The organism is Acidimicrobiales bacterium (genome assembly GCA_035546775.1).
In the GTDB taxonomy this organism is placed as follows: Bacteria; Actinomycetota; Acidimicrobiia; order Acidimicrobiales; family JACCXE01; genus JACCXE01.
In genome coordinates this window covers 1-17,190 of the sequence record DASZWD010000040.1, presented here as the reverse complement: position 1 = coordinate 17,190, position 17,190 = coordinate 1, and the positions used below count along the sequence as shown (strand labels likewise).

Here is a 17,190-nt window from a genome sequence, read left to right as displayed (position 1 = left end):
CCCCCGCGTGGGGTCGGGCGGGGGGAAGGCCGCCCGAGATGTTCGGCGCGTGTTGCCATTACGCCACCGCCTGACAGGCGCGCAGGCGCGCGCTCTCGGCGCGGTGGTTGCGCGCGACTTCTTCCGCCGACGGCTTGCGCGCGCCGCGGAACACCAGCGTGACCTTGGGCTGCGCACCGCACACACACGGCAGGCCCGGCGGGCACGTGCAGCCGCCGGTCACGGCTTCGTTGAAGCGTTGTTTCACGATGCGGTCCTCGCCCGAGTGGTAAGCCAGCACCACGCAGCGGCCCTCGGGGGCCAGCGCGGCGATGGCGTCGTCGATGGCGCCCGGCAGGATCGCCAGCTCGTCGTTGACGGCGATGCGCAGCGCCTGGAACGTGCGGGTGGCGGGATGGCCACCGGTGCGGCGCGCCGCGGCCGGGATGGCGCTGCGCACCAGCTCGGCGAGCTGCGCCGTCGTCTCGATCGGACGGGCGGCGACGAGCGCGCGTGCGATGCGCATCGCCCACCGCGTCTCGCCACCATCGCGCAGGATCTGCGCCAGCTCCTCGACGGACGATTCGTTGACGATGGTGGCGGCGCTGCGTCCCGTCGTCGGATCCATGCGCATGTCGAGGGGACCTTCGTTGCGGAACGCGAATCCTCGCTCACCGCGATCCAACTGCGGCGAGCTCACACCCAAGTCGAACAGCACGCCGCTGACTGGCCCGTCGACGACGTCGGCGAGCGCGTCGAAGCGCGCGTGGTGCACCTCGGCGCGCGCGCCGTAGGGCGCCAGCCGCTCGGTGGCGGCGGCAACGGCGTCGGGATCACGATCGAGGCCGATCACCGAGAGGTGTGGGTGGGCGTCGAGGATCGCGGTGGCGTGGCCCGCCCCGCCCACGGTCGCGTCGACCACCGCGCCGGCGGGCACAGGGGCGAACAGCTCCACGACCTCGTTCACCATTACGGGCTCGTGCGCGAAGTCGTCGGTCGCGCGGCGCATCAGCAACCCCCCGGCCGGGGGGAAGGTTCGGGTTTTGTCTCCCGGTGACCACCGACGGAGCGGGCGGAGTTGAAAACTCCATCGGCTCCGGCCGGAGGGCTGCTGATGTTCCGCGCGCGCATCACGCGTCGTCCTTGTTGAACTTCGACGCCTTGACCCCGATGCGCTCGGCGTAGCGCTGCGGGTTCCAGATGGCGATGTGGCTGAGGGCGCCGACCAGTCGCACCGGCTGGCCGGGCTCGAGGTCGGCCTCGGCGCGCATGTAGGGCGGCACGAGCAGGCGGCCGGTCGAGGCGTCGACGGTGACGTCTTCGATGTTGCCCGCCCAGTACTGCGCTTCCTCCTCGGCGCCGGGCTCGCCCGACTCCATGAGTTCGAGCATCTGCTTGGCCTTGCGCTCGAACGCCTCGTGCGTCCAGAGGGCGAGCGAGTGGTTGCTGCCGATTCCGAGGTGCGCGCCATCGGCAAAGAACGAGCGGTACTTCGCCGGCACGATCACGCGCCCCTTGGCGTCGAGCGTGTGCTCGCTATGCCCGCTGAAGAGTTCTGCCACATCGGTCTCCGCCGTGGCACCGGCCCTCTCCGGTCCGCCACTTCGCGACACTTTAAGGGTTCATCGCGCCACTTGCAACCACATCCAGGGCAAAATCCGCTCCAAATCGAAGATTTCTGCGAAATCGCGGCGCCTAGAGCAGCGCGGCGAGAGCGGCGACAGCCGATGCGGCGGTTGCCGCGTCAAGCGTGGCCACGGCGGCGTCGGCGGCCGGAGCCGCAGCCGCGCCGAGAACGTCGATCAGGGCCGCGGGCTCCCATCGCAGCGGGATGGCGCACTGGAACAGGGCCCAGCCGCGGGTGCGGCGCTGGGAGACGCCCACGATCTTGGCGCCGTCGGCCCGCAGCACCTCGCCCGAACCCACGCCGGCAAAGCACACCGCGTCGGACCCCGGCCGGCGTTCCATGGCCGTGCGGTGCACCCGCAGGTCGCCGACGCCGACCGCCGCCAGGGCGGCCACCCACTGGTCGCCCATCCAGCAGCCGGCCTTGCCGATGTCGTCGTTCCAGCCGGGCGCGTCGCGGGCGACAACGACGTCGACCCACACGCACTCCCCCGGCCCCACGACGACGGCCGAGCCGCCCGAGACCCGCCGGGCCACGTCGAGGCCGGCGCCGCGGGCACGGGCGTCGAACGCGTCGTCGACTCGCTGGGCGCGGCCGAGGACGATCGCCCGGCGGATCGCCCGCAGTTCGGTGACGCGCGTCGCAGGATCGATTGGTCGGCCGTGGAGCGCCGCCGCGCTCCCGGCCCAGGTGGTGAGGCGGGTGGTCAGGCCGAGGCCATCGCCGCTGCCGCGCGTGTCGCGTGCATGGGCGTGCCGAGCCACTGTTCCCAGTCAGGCCGCCGGCTCCCCGTCGCCGCCAGGACCCACGCGCGGGCGTGGGGCGTGGTCGGTGGGCGGCGCAACCGCATGTTGATCTCGTGCAGCATGCGGTCTTCCTTGCGGGCGTTGCACGCCTTGCACGCCGCCACCACGTTGTCCCACGTGTGCGTTCCGCCGCGGCTGCGCGGGATCACGTGGTCGATGTTCTCGGCCGCCGCGTGGCAGTACTGGCAGCGGTAGTTGTCGCGGGCGAACACGGCGCGGCGGTTGAGCGCCACGCGGGTCGTGTACGGCACCTTGACGTAAGAGATCAAGCGCACGACCGACGGCGCCGCAAACGACACGGTGGCGGCGCGGAATTGCTGGTCGGTGGCGGACACAAGCTCGGCTTTCGCCTGCAGGATGAGGTTGAGCGCCCGGCGCTGCGTGACGATGCACAGTGGCTCGTACGTTGCGTTCAGCACCAGCGCTCCGGACATCGCGTTACCTGCGGCGTCCTCGGGTTGTTGTTGGCGCTGGCCCCACGTCCATTGCGGCAGAACTTACCGGACGCGCACGGCGCGTCGGGGGCACTTATCCCTGCAGCCGCCGCAGGATCTCTTCGAGCCGCTCGCTCGTCACCGCGCCGTCACCCACGAGCTTCTTGACCGCCTCGGCGATGCGCGGGTCGTTGATCGTGACGGCGCCGCTGCGGGCGTCGACCTTGACGGCTTCGTCGGTGCCATCGGGCGCCTTGGTCTCGAGCAATCGATCCAGCGACGCCTTCAGCGTTGCGCGGTCGGGCAACGCCACGCCCTGCAGCATGGAGGCGAAGTACGAACCCGGCGTGTCGACGAGCGCCAGCAGGAGATCGCCCGTGGTTGCGTTGCGTTCCTCGCCGGTGAGTTCGTGGGCGCGTTGCAGCACCGCTTGCAGGCCGACGGTCGACTGACGGCCAAGCGTGCGCATCACGCCGCGACGCACGTCGCGGCGTCCCCCACGCCCGCGGCCCGACGGCGGCGACTGCTCGGCAACGATCTCGCGTGCCCGCTCGTAGCCGAGGCCGGTGTCGGCGATGACGCTCTGCAGCGGCCCGTCGGCGCTGCGGAGGATGCCGAGGAGAAGATGCTCACGGCCGATGTAGTTGTGGCCGAGCGACAGCGCCTCGCGCAGCGACAGCTCAAGCGTCTTCTTGGCTTCGCGCGTGAACGGGCGCGTGCCACCGCCGGGCGTCTCGGTCGCCCGGAGGGAATCGAGCAATTTGGTTCGCAGGGCAACGCTGTCGACGTCGGCGTCGGCGAGGACGACGGCCACGGTCTGCGAGCCTTCGGTGGCGCCGTCGAGCAGGCCGATGAGCAGGTGGTGGCGGCGGATGGCGGGACTGTGCAGTTCGTTGGCGAGCCGCTCCGCCCGCACCAGCACGTCCCGAGCTCGTTCCGTAAAGCGTTCGAACATGGTAACTCCTTGACAGTGTTTAAACAGTGTTATCGTTCTAGGATGACCGTACCAGAGAATTTCCGCCGCTACGTCACGTTGCGCGAGGCCGCCGACGAGACCGGCGCGAGCGTCCCGGCGTTGCGGCGCTGGTACCGGGAGGGCTTGATCGCCTCGACCGTCGTCCCGGGCACGCACGGCGATCAACGCCTCGTCGACCTCGACGACGTCATCGCCCGCGCGGCGGCGTCACCCAACCTCGGCCGGCGCCGCGGTGCGGCGCGCACGGATCAGCAGGCCGTCATCGACGCCCTGGTCGAACAGGTCGCCGCGCTGTCGATGGAGGTCAGCGACCTGCGCGAGCGCCTCGATGCCCTCGAAACCTGACGGCCGGCGTTACGCGCGGCGACGTTCGTCGCGGCACCACTGGAGGTACTGGACGAGGTCGGTGCCGCTGGCGTGCTGGCCCTCGCCGCCGTACTGCGTGACGAGGCGGAAGTGCATGTAGTCCTCGTCGGGCAGCGGCAGGTGACTGCCGCGCTTCCACCAACCCGGCGCCGCGAGGCGCAACGCCTGGCGGGCGCCCGTCCACCACAGGTCGGGCCGGCGCAACAGTGCGAAGGCGGCGCGGCGGTTCACGCCAGGCCCCGGTAGGCGACGGCGGCCGCACCGATAAGCGGTCCGTCCGGACCCAGGCCAACAGGCGCGACACGCGCACCGCGGGCGAACTCGATCCGACACCGGTCGTCGACCTCGCGTTGGGCGGCGGCGAAGAACGCCTCCCCCATGCCGAGCGCCACCGATCCGCCGACGAGGGCCAGGCGTAGGTCGAGCAGGTTCACCACCGACGCGATGCCGCGGCCGACGAGCCGGCCCGTGCGCTCGATGGTGGCGGGGTCCGCCTCTTGCGCCGGCTTGCCGGTCGCCTTGGCGATCGCCGTGCCGGACGCTTCGGCTTCGAGACAGCCGCGGGCGCCGCAGGCGCACGCGACGCCGTCGGGCTCCACGATCACGTGGCCGATGTGGCCGCCGTTGCCCGTCTCGCCCTCGAGAAGGCGGCCGTCGACGACGATGCCACCGCCGACGCCGGTGGACACGACCATCGCGATGAAGTTCGTAGCCCCGCGGCCGGCGCCCACCCAGCCTTCCCCGAGCGCGAGCGCCTTGGCGTCGTTGTCGACGAACGCGGGGCGATCGGTGAGCCGGCTGAGTTCGGCGCGCAGCGGAAAGGCGCGCCAGCCGGCGATGTTGAGCGGCGACACCGTCTCACCACCCGGCGCCATCGGCCCGCCGCAGCCGACGCCGACGGCGACGACATCGTCACCGCGCATGTCCTCGACCAGCGCGGCCAGCGCCGGCCACGGATCTTCGGTGTCGGTGGGCGCCTGCGCACGCCGCGCGATGCGGCCGTCCTCGTCGACGACGCCGACGGCGAGTTTGGTGCCTCCGATGTCGACGGCCAGGATCGAGTTCACAGATTCAAACGTTAGGGTTGTGACCGCCCACCCGCCCCGCACCCTCTGGTCGGCTCGCTACGCTCGCCTCCGTATGGCACGACGACGTTTGGCACGACCGGAAGCCTTCGCCGCCGTGTTCGACGCCGTCGCCGAGAACATCGGCCACGCGCTCGTCGGTAAGGCCGATGCCATCAAGCTCGCCCTCGTGTGCCTCGCCGCCGAAGGTCACCTGCTGATCGAGGACGTCCCCGGCGTCGGAAAGACGACGCTCGCCAAGGCGCTCGCCGCTTCGTTCGCGTCGGAGTGGAACCGCATCCAGTTCACGCCCGACCTTCTGCCCTCCGACGTCACCGGGGTGACGGTGTTCTCGCGCACCGGCAACCGCTTCGAGTTCCGGCCCGGCGGCGTGTTCGCCAACATCGTGCTGGCCGACGAGATCAACCGCGCGTCGCCGAAAACGCAGGCGGCGCTGCTCGAGGCGATGGAAGAGCGCCAGGTCACCGTCGACGCCACGACGTACTCGCTGCCCGATCCGTTCATGGTGATCGCCACCCAGAACCCGGTCGAGCATGAGGGCACCTATCCCCTGCCCGACAGCCAACTCGACCGCTTCCTTATGCGCATCGCCATGGGGTATCCGGCCAAGCGCGCCGAGATCGCCATGCTCGACGAGCACGGGACCGACAATCCCGTCAACCATCTGAAGGCGGTGGCGTCGGTCGACGACGTGCACACGCTCATCGCCGGCGCGCAGGCGGTTCACGTGGCCGCCGGGTTGCGCGCCTACATCGTCGAGCTCGCCGACGCCACCCGTCGCCATCCCAACCTCGCGCTGGGTGCGTCGCCGCGTGCCGCCCTGGCGCTCCAGCGCACGGCGCGGGCGTGGGCCGCGGCCAGTGGGCGCGACTTCGCCAACGCCGACGACGTCAAGGCCGTCGCCGTGCCTGTGCTCGGCCATCGCCTCGTACCGACGCCCGAAGCGGAGTTCGAAGGCATCGACGCCGAAGCCGTGCTCGACGACATGCTGGCGCGGCTGCCGGTCCCGTCGTCGAGCGCGCTGAAGGCCTGACAGCGCGCGGTGCTAACCCGGCGCGGCCTCGGCGTTATCGCGGCCAGCCTCGCTCTCGCCGTCGTCGGCAAAGTGCTCGGACTGCGCGAGATGTACGGGTTGTGCGGCGCCGGCCTCGGCCTCGTTCTCGCCGGCTTCGTCACGACGCGCGGCAGTAGCGGCGTGCGCGTCACCCGCACGATCACGCCCAGCCGGGTGCACGTCGACGGCGCGTGGCGCGTCGAGATGCACGCGGTGAACACGTCGAAGACGCGGCGGTCGCCGGTGCTGGCGATATCGACCACGTTCTCCGCCGGGCAGCGCTACGCCCGGTTCGCGCTGGCGCCGCTCGTGCCGGGCGCATCGGCGACGGCCGCCTTTCGTCTGCCGACGGATCGCCGCGGCGTGTTCACCCTCGGGCCGCTCGTCGTCGAGCGCTCCGACATCTTCAGCCTCGTCACCAAGCGCGAGGAGGCGGCGCCCGCCACCAAGCTCACCGTGTATCCCCGCGTCGACGACGTCTCGGCGCCAAGCGGCGTCGGCGTCACCGATCCGCTGGCGGAAGTGCACGGCCCGCGCCGTGTTACCGCCAGCGGCGGCGACTTCTACGCCCTCACCGAATACGAGCAGGGCGACGACCTGCGCCGCGTGCACTGGCCGTCGGTGGCGCGCACCGGCCGCCTGATGATCCGCCAGGAGGAGACACCGTGGCGCGGCCGCACGACCGTCGTGCTCGACCTGCGCGCCCGCGCCCACACCGCCGCATCGTTCGAGGACGCGCTGTCGGCCGCCGCCAGCGTGCTGCTCGGCGGCGGCGCCGGCAACGGACTGGTCCGCCTCGTCACGACCGGGCCTTTCGACTCCGGCTTCGGCGCCGGCCGGGTGTTCCTCGACCACCTGCTCGAAATCCTGGCGCTCGCCCAACCGCAACCGGACGCGGCCACGAGCGCGTTCGCCGCGCTCAGCGTCGTGTCGCGCCGCGGCCGGCACTCGGCCGACGCCGCGCGCGAGGGCCCCTGCATCATCACGACGTCGCGGGGCGCGCGCGAACTCGGTGCGTTCATGTCGCGCGACTCGCACGCCGTCGGTGTGGTGTTCACCATCGACGGCGAGCGGGCCACCACGGGGGTGCGTCGCGGGGCGAGCGTCGTCGCGGTGCCGGTGGGCGGCCGCGGTTTCGCCAGCGCGTGGCAGATGCTCAATGCGCCACGGCGGCGCGCGAAGGCGGCGCGATGAGCGACGAGTTCCGCGACGATCTCCCGGCGCTCGGCGCGCTGGTGCTGCTCGACCTCGTCGCCGCGGTGTGCCTCGGCCGCCTCTTCACGACGGGCGGCGCGCTCGGCCCGATCCTGGCGGGGGTCGTCGTCGGCCACGTCGTCGCCGTCGGCGGGCGCCTGCGCCATCTCAGCGCGGGGGCGACCACGGCGGCCGCGGCACTGGCCGCCCTCGTCACCGCCACCGTGACGGTGGTACCCCAACACACGTTTTTCGGCCTGCCGACGCCAGGCGCGCTGCACGCCCTGCTCATGGCGCTGTCGTCGGCGCGGCGCGATTTCGGCGTCGCGATCGCCCCCACCGCGCCCACCGAAGGGTTCGTCGCCGCCTGCGTCATGGCCGTCATCGTGCTGGCGACGCTGGCGGACTGGGCCGCCTTCCGCATGCGGACCACGGTCGAAGCGGCGGTGCCGGCCTTCACGCTGTTCACCTTCGCGGCCGTGCTCGGCACGACGCGTGAACGTACGAGCGCGACCCTCGCGTTCGTCGGCGCGCTACTCGTGTGGTTCGTGGTCGACCACGTCGTGGTCGTGGCGCGCACGCGCCCGTGGTTCCAGGGTTCGGCCGACGCCGGCCGACGCGCGCTGTCGCGCGCCGGCGTGAGTATTGGCGTCATCGGTCTGGTCGGCGCGCTACTCGGCCTCGCCATCCCGTTCTCGCAGCAGCCACCCGCGGTGGCGTGGCGCAACCGGAACCGCAACCACGCCCGCACGACGATCAGCCCGCTCGTCGACATCCGCACGCGGCTCGTCGAGCGCAGCGACGTCGTGGCCTTCACGGTGAAGTCGGCGCAGCGGTCGTACTGGCGGCTTACCTCCCTCAACGTGTTCGACGGCGAGATCTGGTCGTCGAAGGGCAGTTACAAGGACGTCGACAAAGACAAGGCACTGAAGAACCGCGCCGGCAATCAGGCGACGCAGACGTACTCGATCGCCAGCCTCAACTCGATCTGGCTTCCGGTCGCCTACCGGCCGGCGAGCACGCCGAGCATCGACGGCATCAGCTACGACTCCGACGCCGACGCCTTCATCACCGAGAAACCGACCAGTAACGGGCTCGCCTACAGCGTGCGGTCAACCGTGCCGTCGTTCACCCCCGACGAGCTGCGCCACTCCAAGCCGGCGCCCGTGAGCGCCGGCGAGCTCGAGGTCCCGCCGACCATCGACTCACGGGTGGTGGCGCTGGCGGGCCAGATCACCCACGGTCTCACCACCCCCTACGACAAGGCGCTCGCCATCCAGCAATACCTCCGTTCGAGCCCGTTCCGCTACGACCTCGACGTGCCGCCCGGTCACGGCGACGACGCCATCGTGCGCTTCCTCTTCATCACCCACCGCGGCTACTGCGAGCAGTTCGCCGGCAGCTACGCGGTGCTCGCCCGCCTCGCCGGCCTCCCGACGCGGGTGGCGGTCGGTTTCACCGCCGGCGACTACGACGCCGCGTCGGGCACCTGGACGGTGCGCGAGCTGCACGCCCACGCCTGGCCCGAGGTGTTCCTGGGCTCGGCCGGTTGGGTGGCGTTCGAACCTACGCCCGGTCGCGGCATCCCCGGGGCGCAGTCCTACACCGGGGCGCCGGAGTCACAGGCCAACACCCTGCGGCCCAGAACCGCCAGCACGGTCGTGCCGACGACGCTCGCCCCGAGCGCCACCGGCACCAACGGCGCGACGCCAACCACCACGCCGCCGACAACCGCGACCACGACGCCGGCGTTGTCGGGGCGCCACCACGGCTCGGTGTGGCGCATCGTCGCCCCGATGCTGCTGTTGCTCGTTGTGCTCGCGGCGTTGGCCTGCGTCGTGCCCGTCACCATCGCACTGCGCCGGCACCGCCGCTGGAGCAGCGCCGTCACGCCGACCGACAAGGTCCTCGTCGCCTGGAGCGACACCGACGAAGCCCTGGCGTTCGCCGGCGCGGCGGTGCGGCGCGCCCACACACCGACCGAGCGCGTCGAGAGCGTCGGCGCAACCATCGGCGAGGGCGGCGTCGCCACGCTTACCCGCCTGGCGGATCTCGTCGACGTGGCGGCCTACGGGCCCGACGGCGTGTCGGAGGACGACGCGCTGGTGGCGTGGCGCGAAGCGTCAGAGGTGAGGCGGGAGGCGTTTGCCACGCGGTCGCGCTGGCAGCTCGTGCTGTTCGCGATCAACCCGCGGCGATTGCGCCGGCGCGGCTAGTTCTCGTCGTCGTCGGAACGGAGGCGACGACCGCGCAGGCGGCGGCTCGGGTCGGTGACCATCGAGCCCAAGCGTCCGGCTGACGTGCGCAGGCGATCGCCGCCGACTTTGCGCACCCCGTCGACGAGCACCGCGCCCGTTGCCACCATCCCGAGGAAGGCGACGGCGCCGATGACGAAGTTCGACGCGAACCCGATCAGCAGCAGGATCAGCGACACGACGAAGCCGACGGCAGCGAGGCGCACGCGGCGCACCATGGTGAGGCGCGTCTGGGCGGAACTGCCCGGCGCCTGGTCGCCCGCGTAGAAGCTGCGCTCGATCTCGTGAAGGATCCGTTGTTCTTCTTCGGAAAGCGGCACTGGCTTCAGTTTGACACTCTCGGGAAGACCCTTCAACGCGCTCTGCTCAGGAAGGGCCGTTTGGCCTATGGGACGGGTCGGGAGCATCGGGCCCCCACTGTTGTTGCCCGAAACGGCGACGCCGTATGCCGTTCCGATCGACCAGCGTGGCCGGAGCAACAGCGTTGTCGCCGAATTTGTCGCGAATGGCGGCCACCGCGGCCCCCGTGGCCGCGCGCCGGCGCGCCGCAGCGTCGTCTTCGGGGTCTTCCGGCTCCACCGCGAGGAGGTCGAGTTGCTGGGGTGGCGGGTCGACGAGGTTGCTCACCCCGACTCCCAGCAAACGCACACCGTCGCGCAGATCGACGGCGTCGAGCAGGCCGTTCGCGACCCCGGCGAGGGTGACGCCGTCTTCGATCGGCCCGCCGGGCGTCTTGGAACGGGTGATCGAAGTGAAGTCGCTGTAGCGCACCTTCAGCACCACGGTGCGCGCCGCGTGCCCGGCTTTGTGCATCCGAGCCGCCACCGCGTCGGACTGGCGCACGATCTCCTTGTGCAGCCGCGCCCGGTCGTCGATGTCGTGGGCGAAGGTCTCCTCGTGACTGATCGACTTCACGCCCGCGTCGGCCACCACCTCACGCGAGTCGACGTTGTTGGCGAGGTCGAGCAGGTGCTGGCCCGCCGCCGGGCCGACGGCGTGCGTAAGGGTGTCGAGGGGCAACGCCGCCAAGTCGCCGACCGTCTTCACGCCGAGCGAGGCCAACTTCTCGGCGGTCTTGGCGCCCACGCCCCACAGCGCCCGGATGGGCAGCGGGTGGAGAAACGCCAACTCGGTCCCAGGGGCGATCACCTTGACCCCGACGCCCGGCTCGATAACGCCCGTCGGCAGCGGCTTGGGCTTGGCCGCCACCGACGCCAGCTTGGCGACGTGCTTCGACGTCGCCACGCCGACCGAGCAGTTCAGGTGCAGTTCAGCTTTCACCCGGCGGCGCAACCGGTTGGCAATTTCCTCGGGTGTCACGGCACGGCGGGTGGCGCCGGTCACGTCGAGGAACGCCTCGTCGAGCGAGATCGGTTCCACCAACGGCGTGAGGTCGAGCATGATCGCCCGGTACTGCCGGCTGAGCTCCTCGTAGCGGTCGAAGCGGCCCGGCAGGGCGATCGCCCGCGGGCACAGGCGGCGCGCCGTCGCCATCGGCATCGCCGACCGCACGCCGTACACGCGGGCTTCGTAGCTGGCCGCCGCCACGACGCCGCGCCGGCCGGTGCCGCCGACGACTACCGGCTTGCCGCGCAGCGACGGGTCGTCGAGGACTTCGACCGCCGCGTAGAAGCAGTCCATGTCGACGTGGAGGATGGCGCGGGGCCACGGCGCGTCCGCGTTCGGGTTGGCCGGGGCGGTCACGTCGTCGTCGACAGCAACTCCACAATCAGGCCGCTGGCCCGATCGCCCTCAACCGAATAGTCGAACGTGCGCGGGCTGCTCCACCTCTCCTGGAGCCATCCCACGAACGGTTGGCGCGTCGGCACCCACGACGACTCGAGCGCGGCGATCGCCGCGTCGAGGTCGAACCAGCGCGCCTCGTTCACGATGCCGTCAGGGTCGGCGCATGCGAGCTCGCCGTCGTGTCCGTGGGCGATGAACGTCTCGGCGACGAGCGAGAACCCCATCGAGTTGCTGCGGGCGAACGTCGTCCACAGCAGGGGCCCCCACTGCGCCACCGTGAGTCCGGTTTCCTCGGTCACCTCCCGGTGCAGGCCGAGCAGCGGATGCTCACCGTCCTCGACGACGCCGCCCGGCATCGACCAGTCGACGCGCCCGTCGGCGCGGCGGTTCTCGACGAGCAGGACCTGCCCGTCGTGCTCAATGACCGCGCTTGCTACCCGCCAGGCTCGCACCGCTCCAGTTTGCCCGCGATACGCCGGCAAAAGGAAGGAGGGCGAAGCGCGTCCGCGCCCGCGCGACGCGCTCGCCCAAGCCCCACCGCGTCACCAGTCGGAGCGCCTCGACCACGATGGCCTTGGACATCTTCGATTCGCCGGCGAGGCGGTCTTCGAACGTGATCGGGATCTCGGTGACGGTCGCACCACTGCGCACCGCTTTCCACACGCCTTCGATCTGGAAGCCGTAGCCGCCGGCACGCAGCGAGGCGAAGTCGATGTGCTGGAGCAGGCTGGCGCGGTACGCGCGGAAGCCGGCGGTGGCGTCGCGCACGTGCATGCCGAGCATGGCCGCGGCGTAGACGTTGCCCCCGCGCGAGAGCAGGCGGCGCGACAACTTCCAGTTCGGGATGACGCCGCCGGCGACGTAGCGCGAGCCGATGGCGAGGTCGGCGCCGTTGTCGACGGCGCGCAGCAGGCGTGGGAGATCTTCGGGACGGTGGCTGCCGTCGGCGTCCATCTCGACGAGGACGTCGTAGCAGCGCAGGATGCCCCAGGCGAACCCGGCGCGATAGGCGGCGCCGAGGCCGTCCTTCGACGTGCGCTCCAGCAAATGGAGTCCGGGCATGCGTTGGGCGACCCAACGGACCCGCTCGGCGGTGCCGTCGGGGCTGCCGTCGTCGACGACCAGCATGTCCGCTTGGGGCACGGCGTCGCGGATGCGGTCGAGGATGGCGGTGATGTTGTCGATCTCGTTGTACGTCGGCAACACGATGAGCACGCGGGGCGCGCCGATAGCCTCGGGGTGTGTCCATGCGTCGGCCATCTGCGCTCCCTTCAACCCGGGCCCGCGCCGTGGCCTTCGCCGCGATCGTTTTCGCCGGTATCTCTGGAGCTCTTATCGGTTGGGCGCTAGTTGATCTTCAGTGTCACGGGAATTGTTCTTTGCCCGAATCGATCGGATTGTTCGTGGGCGGCGTGAGCTTTGCGTTGGGTGTCGCCGTGGTGGCCGTGCTGGCGCTGCGAGCCATGGCGGAATGGCGCGGCCAGCTCGAACTCGATGACTAGTCCGGAACCGGTCTCGCGCGCCATCCTCGAAGAGCTCTACCGCACCATCGCGACTCGGACCGTGCTCGCTATCGGTGGGCTCAACGTCGTGGGCGCGGTGATCGTCTACGTCTACGTCGCCTACGTCGTTCCTCTGGGCAACGGCGCGCGTGGCCTGGCGACCGCCGGTGGGCTGCTCCTGCTGCTCGCCTACGTCGTCGTGGCGGTTCCCTTCGTGACGTGGTCCGCGGTGCGTTCCGCTCGCCCCGTGCTCGAGTGGATCGAGGCCGACCGGGCCCCGACGCCGGCGGAGAAGCTGGCAGTGCTCGACCAGCCCTACACGCAGACACGCTTCACCTTCCGGGCGTGGGTCGGCGCCGCCGTCGTCTTCGGCGTGTTCAACGTGCTGCACCACGTGTCGGTCGCCGACTGCATCCGCGTCGCCATCAGCACCATCCTCGGCGGGCTGACCACGAGCGCCTTCTGCTTCCTCGCCGTCGAGCGGCTGCACCGCGCCGGATTCGCCGCCGCGCTCAGCGACGGCCAGCTTCCCGAACGCCACGGCCTCCAGATCCGCTCGCGGCTGTTGCTCATGTGGGTACTCGGCTCCGGCGTCCCCTTCGTCGGCATCATCCTCGGCCCCACGGCGCGGGGCGACGGCTTCGACAACCCGCTCATCGTGCCGATCGTGGTCCTGGCCGTCATCGGTCTCGTCACCGGCCTGGTGCTCACCATCGCCAGCGCCCGCTCGGTGACCGACCCGCTCGACGAGCTGCGCCAGGGCCTCGAACGCGTGGAGGCGGGCGACCTCGACGCCCACATCCCCGTCGACGACGGTGGCGAGCTCGGCGAACTCGAGGCGGGCTACAACCGAATGCTCGAGGGCCTCCGGGAGCGCAACCGGCTCGAAGATCTCTTCGGCCGCCACGTCGGAGTCGACGTCGCCCGGCGCGCGATCGACAAGGGTGTCGCGCTCGGCGGTCAGCTGCGCGAGATGAGTGTGCTGTTCGTGGACATGATCGGCTCGACCAACCTCGCTGTACGTCGCGAACCGAGCGAGGTCGTCGAGCTGCTCAACGCCTTCTTCGGAGTGATCGTCACCGTCATCGAGGACAACCACGGGTCCATCAACCGCTTTGACGGCGACGGCGCGCTGTGCACGTTCGGCGCGCTGGAAGACGACGAACTGCACGCCACCAATGCGCTGAAGGCCGCGCGCGAACTGAACACCGCGCTGCGGGTGCTCGCCAGCACGTATCCCGAGGTGCAGGCGGGTATCGGCGTGTCGAGCGGCCTCGCCGTCGCCGGCAACATCGGCGCGCGCCGCCGGGTGGAGTACACGGTGATCGGCGACCCGGTCAACGAGGCGTCGCGCCTCACCGACCTCGCCAAGGGCTACACGAGCCGGGTGCTGGCGTCATCGCGTGCCGTGTTCCACGCGATCGGACCCGAGCAGGACCGGTGGGACTACGTCGGTGCCATCGCGCTGCGCGGCCGCGACGAACTCACCGAGACCTATGAGCCCGTGCCTACGGGGCGGACAGAATCGCGGTGATCGCTCGCTTGACGTCGTCCTGATCGACGTCGCAGTGCGTGACGAAGCGGGCGACGCCCGGAGCGATGGTGCCGGCGCGCACGCCGTGGCTCTGCAGGTGGGCCAACAGTTCGGCGGTGTTGGGGTGGGTGAAGTTGACGATGTTGGTCTGCACGGACGCGGGGTCGCAGGCGCCCGGCCAGCGCTGCGCGACGGCCGCGGCCAGCGTGCGGGCGCGGTCGTGGTCGTCGGCCAAGCGCTCCACCATGTCGGTGAGGGCGACGAGCCCGGCGGCCGCCAGCACGCCAGCCTGGCGCATGCCGCCACCGAGGCGTTGACGCTCGACGCGGGCGCGGGCGATCACGTCAACCGGACCCGCGAGCAGCGACCCGACCGGCGCGGCGAGACCTTTCGACAGACACGACATCACGGTCGTCACCTGGGCGGCGTAGTCGGCGGCCTTCACGCCCGTCGCCACTTCGGCGTTGAACAGGCGGGCGCCGTCCATGTGTACGGGCAGCGGTCCCGCGGCGTGGCTCACCGCCTTCAGCTCGTCGAGGGTGTAAGGCCGCCCGCCCGCGGGCAGGTGCGTGTTCTCGACGCACACCAACCCCGGCTCGATGTAGTGGTGCGCCGCCGCGGCCCGAAGGTGCGAGATGGCGGTGGGGTCGAGGGCGCCTTGGCTGTCGTCGATGGTGACGAACTGCGTCGCCGAGTTGATGCCGGCGGCGCCGCCTTCGTAGATGACCATGTGCTGGCGCGCCCCGGCGATCACGCCCGTACCGGCGGGGGCCAGCAGGCGCAGCGCCAGCTGGTTCGCCATCGTGCCGCTCGGCACGAACAAGGCGGCGGGCTTGCCGACACGCGCCGCGTACGCGTCCTGGAGGGCGTTGACGGTCGGATCCTCGCCGTAGACGTCGTCGCCCACCACCGCATCGGCCATTGCCTGGCGCATCTTCGGCGTCGGCTGGGTCACGGTGTCGGAACGCAGGTCGACCGGGCCGTCGGACATTGGAGGGGAGCGTAGTGACCCGACCCGAAGGGTCCCGAAAGGACCGGATGGGCGGGATGGCCGCGTACGGTAGTTCCGCCATGGAGACCCCCTCGCCCGACGACTTGCGCGGCATCGCCATCGACGTCGCCCTCGACGCCGCCGCCTTCGTCGCCGCCGAACGCGCCAGCAGCCGCTGGTTCGGCACCACCGACACCAAGTCGACGCCGACCGACATGGTCACCGCCGTCGACAAGGCGAGCGAGGCACAGATCGTCGCCGCCCTTCGCGCCCGGCGGCCCGACGACGGCATCGTCGCCGAGGAGGGGTCGGCGTCGACGAGCACCACCGGCGTGACCTGGGTGATCGACCCGATCGACGGCACCACCAACTTCGTCTACGGCTACCCGGCGACCGCCGTGTCCGTGGCCGCGGTCGACGCCGACCACGCGTCGATCGCCGGCGCCGTCGTCGACATCGGCCGGCGCGAGGTCTTCAGCGCGGCGCGCGGGGTCGGCGCCTTCCGCGACGACGAGCCCATGAGCCTGCCCGGCGGACCGGCGGCGCTGAGCTTCGCGCTCGTCGGCACCGGGTTCTCGTATCACCCGGAGATGCGCGTCGAGCAGGCGGCGGTCGTCAGCCGGATCCTGCCGATCGTGCGCGACATTCGCCGCGGCGGGTCTGCGGCACTCGATCTGTGCTGGGCCGCCGCTGGGCGCACCGACGCCTATTACGAGCGCGGCACCGCGCCGTGGGACCGCGCTGCCGGGCTACTGATCGCCCACGAGGCCGGGCTACGCGGCGACGTTGTCGGCGACCTCGTCTGGGTCGCCCATCCCCGCATCGCGGACGATCTCTACGCCCTGATTACGCGCTGAAGAGGTCGGCGATCTCGAGGAGGGACGGGTCGACGGTCTTGAGTTCGCGCACGGCGTCGGCGAGCGGGACGCGCTCGATGTTGCCGTTGCGCAGGGCGACCATCGTGCCGAAGGCGCCGTCGTGGACCGCTTCGACGGCCGCGACACCGAACCGCGTCGCCAGGACGCGGTCGAAGGCGTTGGGCGTGCCGCCGCGCTGGATGTGGCCGAGCACGGTGGCGCGCGTCTCGTATCCCGTGCGCTTCTCGATTTCCTTGGCCAGCACGTCGCCGATGCCACCGAGGCGCACGTGGCCGAAGGCGTCGAGCTGGCCGTCCTGCAGGGCGAGGGTCCCTTCGGCGGGCGTGGCCCCCTCGGCGACGACGACCACTGAGGCGTAGTTGCCGAGTTGGTGACGGGCGACGAGCGACGCCGAGAGCTGGTCGAGGTCGAACGGCCGCTCGGGCACCAGCACGGCGGCGGCGCCACCCGCGATACCGGCGTAGGCGGCGATCCAACCGGCGTGGCGGCCCATCACTTCGCACACGAGGACGCGGTGATGGCTCTCGGCGGTGGTGTGGAGGCGGTCGATGGCGTCGGTGGCGATCTGCACCGCGGTCTGGAACCCGAACGTGAAGTCGGTGGCGGCGAGGTCGTTGTCGATGGTCTTGGGCACGCCCACCACCGCGACGCCCGATTCGTCGGCGAGCCGGCCGGCCACGCCGAGGGTGTCCTCGCCACCGATGGCCACGAGCGCGTCGATGCGCTCGCGGGCGAGGGTGTCGAGGATCCGCGCCGGGCCGTC

Annotated in this window: 20 protein-coding genes; 7 read left to right on the top strand and 13 right to left on the bottom strand. The window is 71.2% G+C overall.

The window, feature by feature from the left end; all coding sequences use genetic code 11:
• Positions 1 to 58 precede the first annotated feature (58 nt).
• From rsmH to VHC63_09515, 5 genes are all read right to left on the bottom strand, one after another.
• Positions 59 to 988 (bottom strand): 16S rRNA (cytosine(1402)-N(4))-methyltransferase RsmH, encoded by a 930-nt coding sequence (gene rsmH / locus VHC63_09535; GenBank protein ID HVV36830.1) that lies wholly within the window; start codon positions 986 to 988, stop codon positions 59 to 61.
• A gap of 121 nt (positions 989 to 1,109) precedes the next feature.
• Positions 1,110 to 1,541 (bottom strand): hypothetical protein, encoded by a 432-nt coding sequence (locus VHC63_09530; GenBank protein ID HVV36829.1) that lies wholly within the window; start codon positions 1,539 to 1,541, stop codon positions 1,110 to 1,112.
• A 133-nt stretch (positions 1,542 to 1,674) separates the two neighbouring features.
• Positions 1,675 to 2,370 (bottom strand): hypothetical protein, encoded by a 696-nt coding sequence (locus VHC63_09525; protein ID HVV36828.1) that lies wholly within the window; start codon positions 2,368 to 2,370, stop codon positions 1,675 to 1,677.
• On the bottom strand, positions 2,313 to 2,831 hold the full coding sequence (locus tag VHC63_09520; GenBank protein ID HVV36827.1) for an HNH endonuclease: 519 nt from the start codon (positions 2,829 to 2,831) through the stop codon (positions 2,313 to 2,315). The genes VHC63_09525 and VHC63_09520 overlap by 58 nt, the downstream gene beginning before the upstream one ends.
• 109 nt (positions 2,832 to 2,940) lie before the next feature.
• Entirely contained in the window at positions 2,941 to 3,768 is an 828-nt protein-coding gene (locus VHC63_09515) for a Clp protease N-terminal domain-containing protein (GenBank protein ID HVV36826.1), read from the bottom strand.
• 75 nt (positions 3,769 to 3,843) lie between these two features.
• Here VHC63_09515 and VHC63_09510 point away from each other — a divergent pair, with 75 nt between their 5' ends.
• Positions 3,844 to 4,167 (top strand): hypothetical protein, encoded by a 324-nt coding sequence (locus VHC63_09510; GenBank protein HVV36825.1) that lies wholly within the window; start codon positions 3,844 to 3,846, stop codon positions 4,165 to 4,167.
• A gap of 9 nt (positions 4,168 to 4,176) precedes the next feature.
• Here the strand turns inward: VHC63_09510 and VHC63_09505 are convergent, their stop codons facing one another.
• Entirely contained in the window at positions 4,177 to 4,419 is a 243-nt protein-coding gene (locus tag VHC63_09505) for a hypothetical protein (protein ID HVV36824.1), read from the bottom strand.
• On the bottom strand, positions 4,416 to 5,255 hold the full coding sequence (locus VHC63_09500) for an ROK family protein (protein ID HVV36823.1): 840 nt from the start codon (positions 5,253 to 5,255) through the stop codon (positions 4,416 to 4,418). Before VHC63_09500 ends, VHC63_09505 begins: the two co-directional genes overlap by 4 nt.
• A gap of 73 nt (positions 5,256 to 5,328) precedes the next feature.
• Here VHC63_09500 and VHC63_09495 point away from each other — a divergent pair, with 73 nt between their 5' ends.
• Genes VHC63_09495 through VHC63_09485 form a run of 3 tightly spaced genes read left to right on the top strand, consistent with a single transcriptional unit; the run spans position 5,329 to position 9,737 of the window.
• The gene (locus VHC63_09495; GenBank protein HVV36822.1) at positions 5,329 to 6,306 is read left to right on the top strand and encodes a MoxR family ATPase; all 978 of its coding nucleotides are present in this window, start codon (positions 5,329 to 5,331) and stop codon (positions 6,304 to 6,306) included.
• A gap of 9 nt (positions 6,307 to 6,315) precedes the next feature.
• Entirely contained in the window at positions 6,316 to 7,521 is a 1,206-nt protein-coding gene (locus tag VHC63_09490; protein ID HVV36821.1) for a DUF58 domain-containing protein, read from the top strand.
• On the top strand, positions 7,518 to 9,737 hold the full coding sequence (locus VHC63_09485) for a DUF3488 and transglutaminase-like domain-containing protein (protein HVV36820.1): 2,220 nt from the start codon (positions 7,518 to 7,520) through the stop codon (positions 9,735 to 9,737). Before VHC63_09490 ends, VHC63_09485 begins: the two co-directional genes overlap by 4 nt.
• Here VHC63_09485 and VHC63_09480 read toward each other — a convergent pair.
• The 4 genes from VHC63_09480 to VHC63_09465 are packed head-to-tail and all read right to left on the bottom strand — an operon-like array spanning position 9,734 to position 12,782.
• Positions 9,734 to 10,096 (bottom strand): DUF3040 domain-containing protein, encoded by a 363-nt coding sequence (locus tag VHC63_09480; protein HVV36819.1) that lies wholly within the window; start codon positions 10,094 to 10,096, stop codon positions 9,734 to 9,736. The genes VHC63_09485 and VHC63_09480 overlap by 4 nt on opposite strands.
• A gap of 46 nt (positions 10,097 to 10,142) precedes the next feature.
• Positions 10,143 to 11,480: a DNA polymerase IV gene (locus tag VHC63_09475; GenBank protein HVV36818.1), complete on the bottom strand. Its 1,338-nt coding sequence runs from the start codon at positions 11,478 to 11,480 to the stop codon at positions 10,143 to 10,145.
• Positions 11,477 to 11,974, bottom strand: a complete 498-nt coding sequence (locus VHC63_09470; GenBank protein HVV36817.1) for an NUDIX hydrolase — start codon at positions 11,972 to 11,974, stop codon at positions 11,477 to 11,479. The genes VHC63_09475 and VHC63_09470 overlap by 4 nt, the downstream gene beginning before the upstream one ends.
• Positions 11,940 to 12,782 (bottom strand): polyprenol monophosphomannose synthase, encoded by an 843-nt coding sequence (locus tag VHC63_09465; GenBank protein HVV36816.1) that lies wholly within the window; start codon positions 12,780 to 12,782, stop codon positions 11,940 to 11,942. The genes VHC63_09470 and VHC63_09465 overlap by 35 nt, the downstream gene beginning before the upstream one ends.
• A gap of 119 nt (positions 12,783 to 12,901) precedes the next feature.
• On the opposite strand from VHC63_09465, the gene VHC63_09460 reads away from it, so the two are divergent.
• Positions 12,902 to 13,024, top strand: a complete 123-nt coding sequence (locus tag VHC63_09460; protein ID HVV36815.1) for a hypothetical protein — start codon at positions 12,902 to 12,904, stop codon at positions 13,022 to 13,024.
• The gene (locus tag VHC63_09455) at positions 13,017 to 14,558 is read left to right on the top strand and encodes an adenylate/guanylate cyclase domain-containing protein (protein HVV36814.1); all 1,542 of its coding nucleotides are present in this window, start codon (positions 13,017 to 13,019) and stop codon (positions 14,556 to 14,558) included. The genes VHC63_09460 and VHC63_09455 overlap by 8 nt, the downstream gene beginning before the upstream one ends.
• Here VHC63_09455 and VHC63_09450 read toward each other — a convergent pair.
• On the bottom strand, positions 14,533 to 15,549 hold the full coding sequence (locus tag VHC63_09450) for a GntG family PLP-dependent aldolase (protein HVV36813.1): 1,017 nt from the start codon (positions 15,547 to 15,549) through the stop codon (positions 14,533 to 14,535). The two genes, VHC63_09455 and VHC63_09450, sit on opposite strands and share 26 nt — an antisense overlap.
• Positions 15,550 to 15,629: 80 nt before the next feature.
• Here VHC63_09450 and VHC63_09445 point away from each other — a divergent pair, with 80 nt between their 5' ends.
• Complete coding sequence (locus VHC63_09445; GenBank protein ID HVV36812.1) at positions 15,630 to 16,406, top strand: inositol monophosphatase family protein; 777 nt, start codon at positions 15,630 to 15,632, stop codon at positions 16,404 to 16,406.
• On the opposite strand, the gene VHC63_09440 is transcribed toward VHC63_09445, so the two are convergent.
• A partial coding sequence (locus tag VHC63_09440; protein HVV36811.1) for an ATP-dependent 6-phosphofructokinase occupies positions 16,396 to 17,190 on the bottom strand: 795 nt, incomplete at its 5' end. The two genes, VHC63_09445 and VHC63_09440, sit on opposite strands and share 11 nt — an antisense overlap.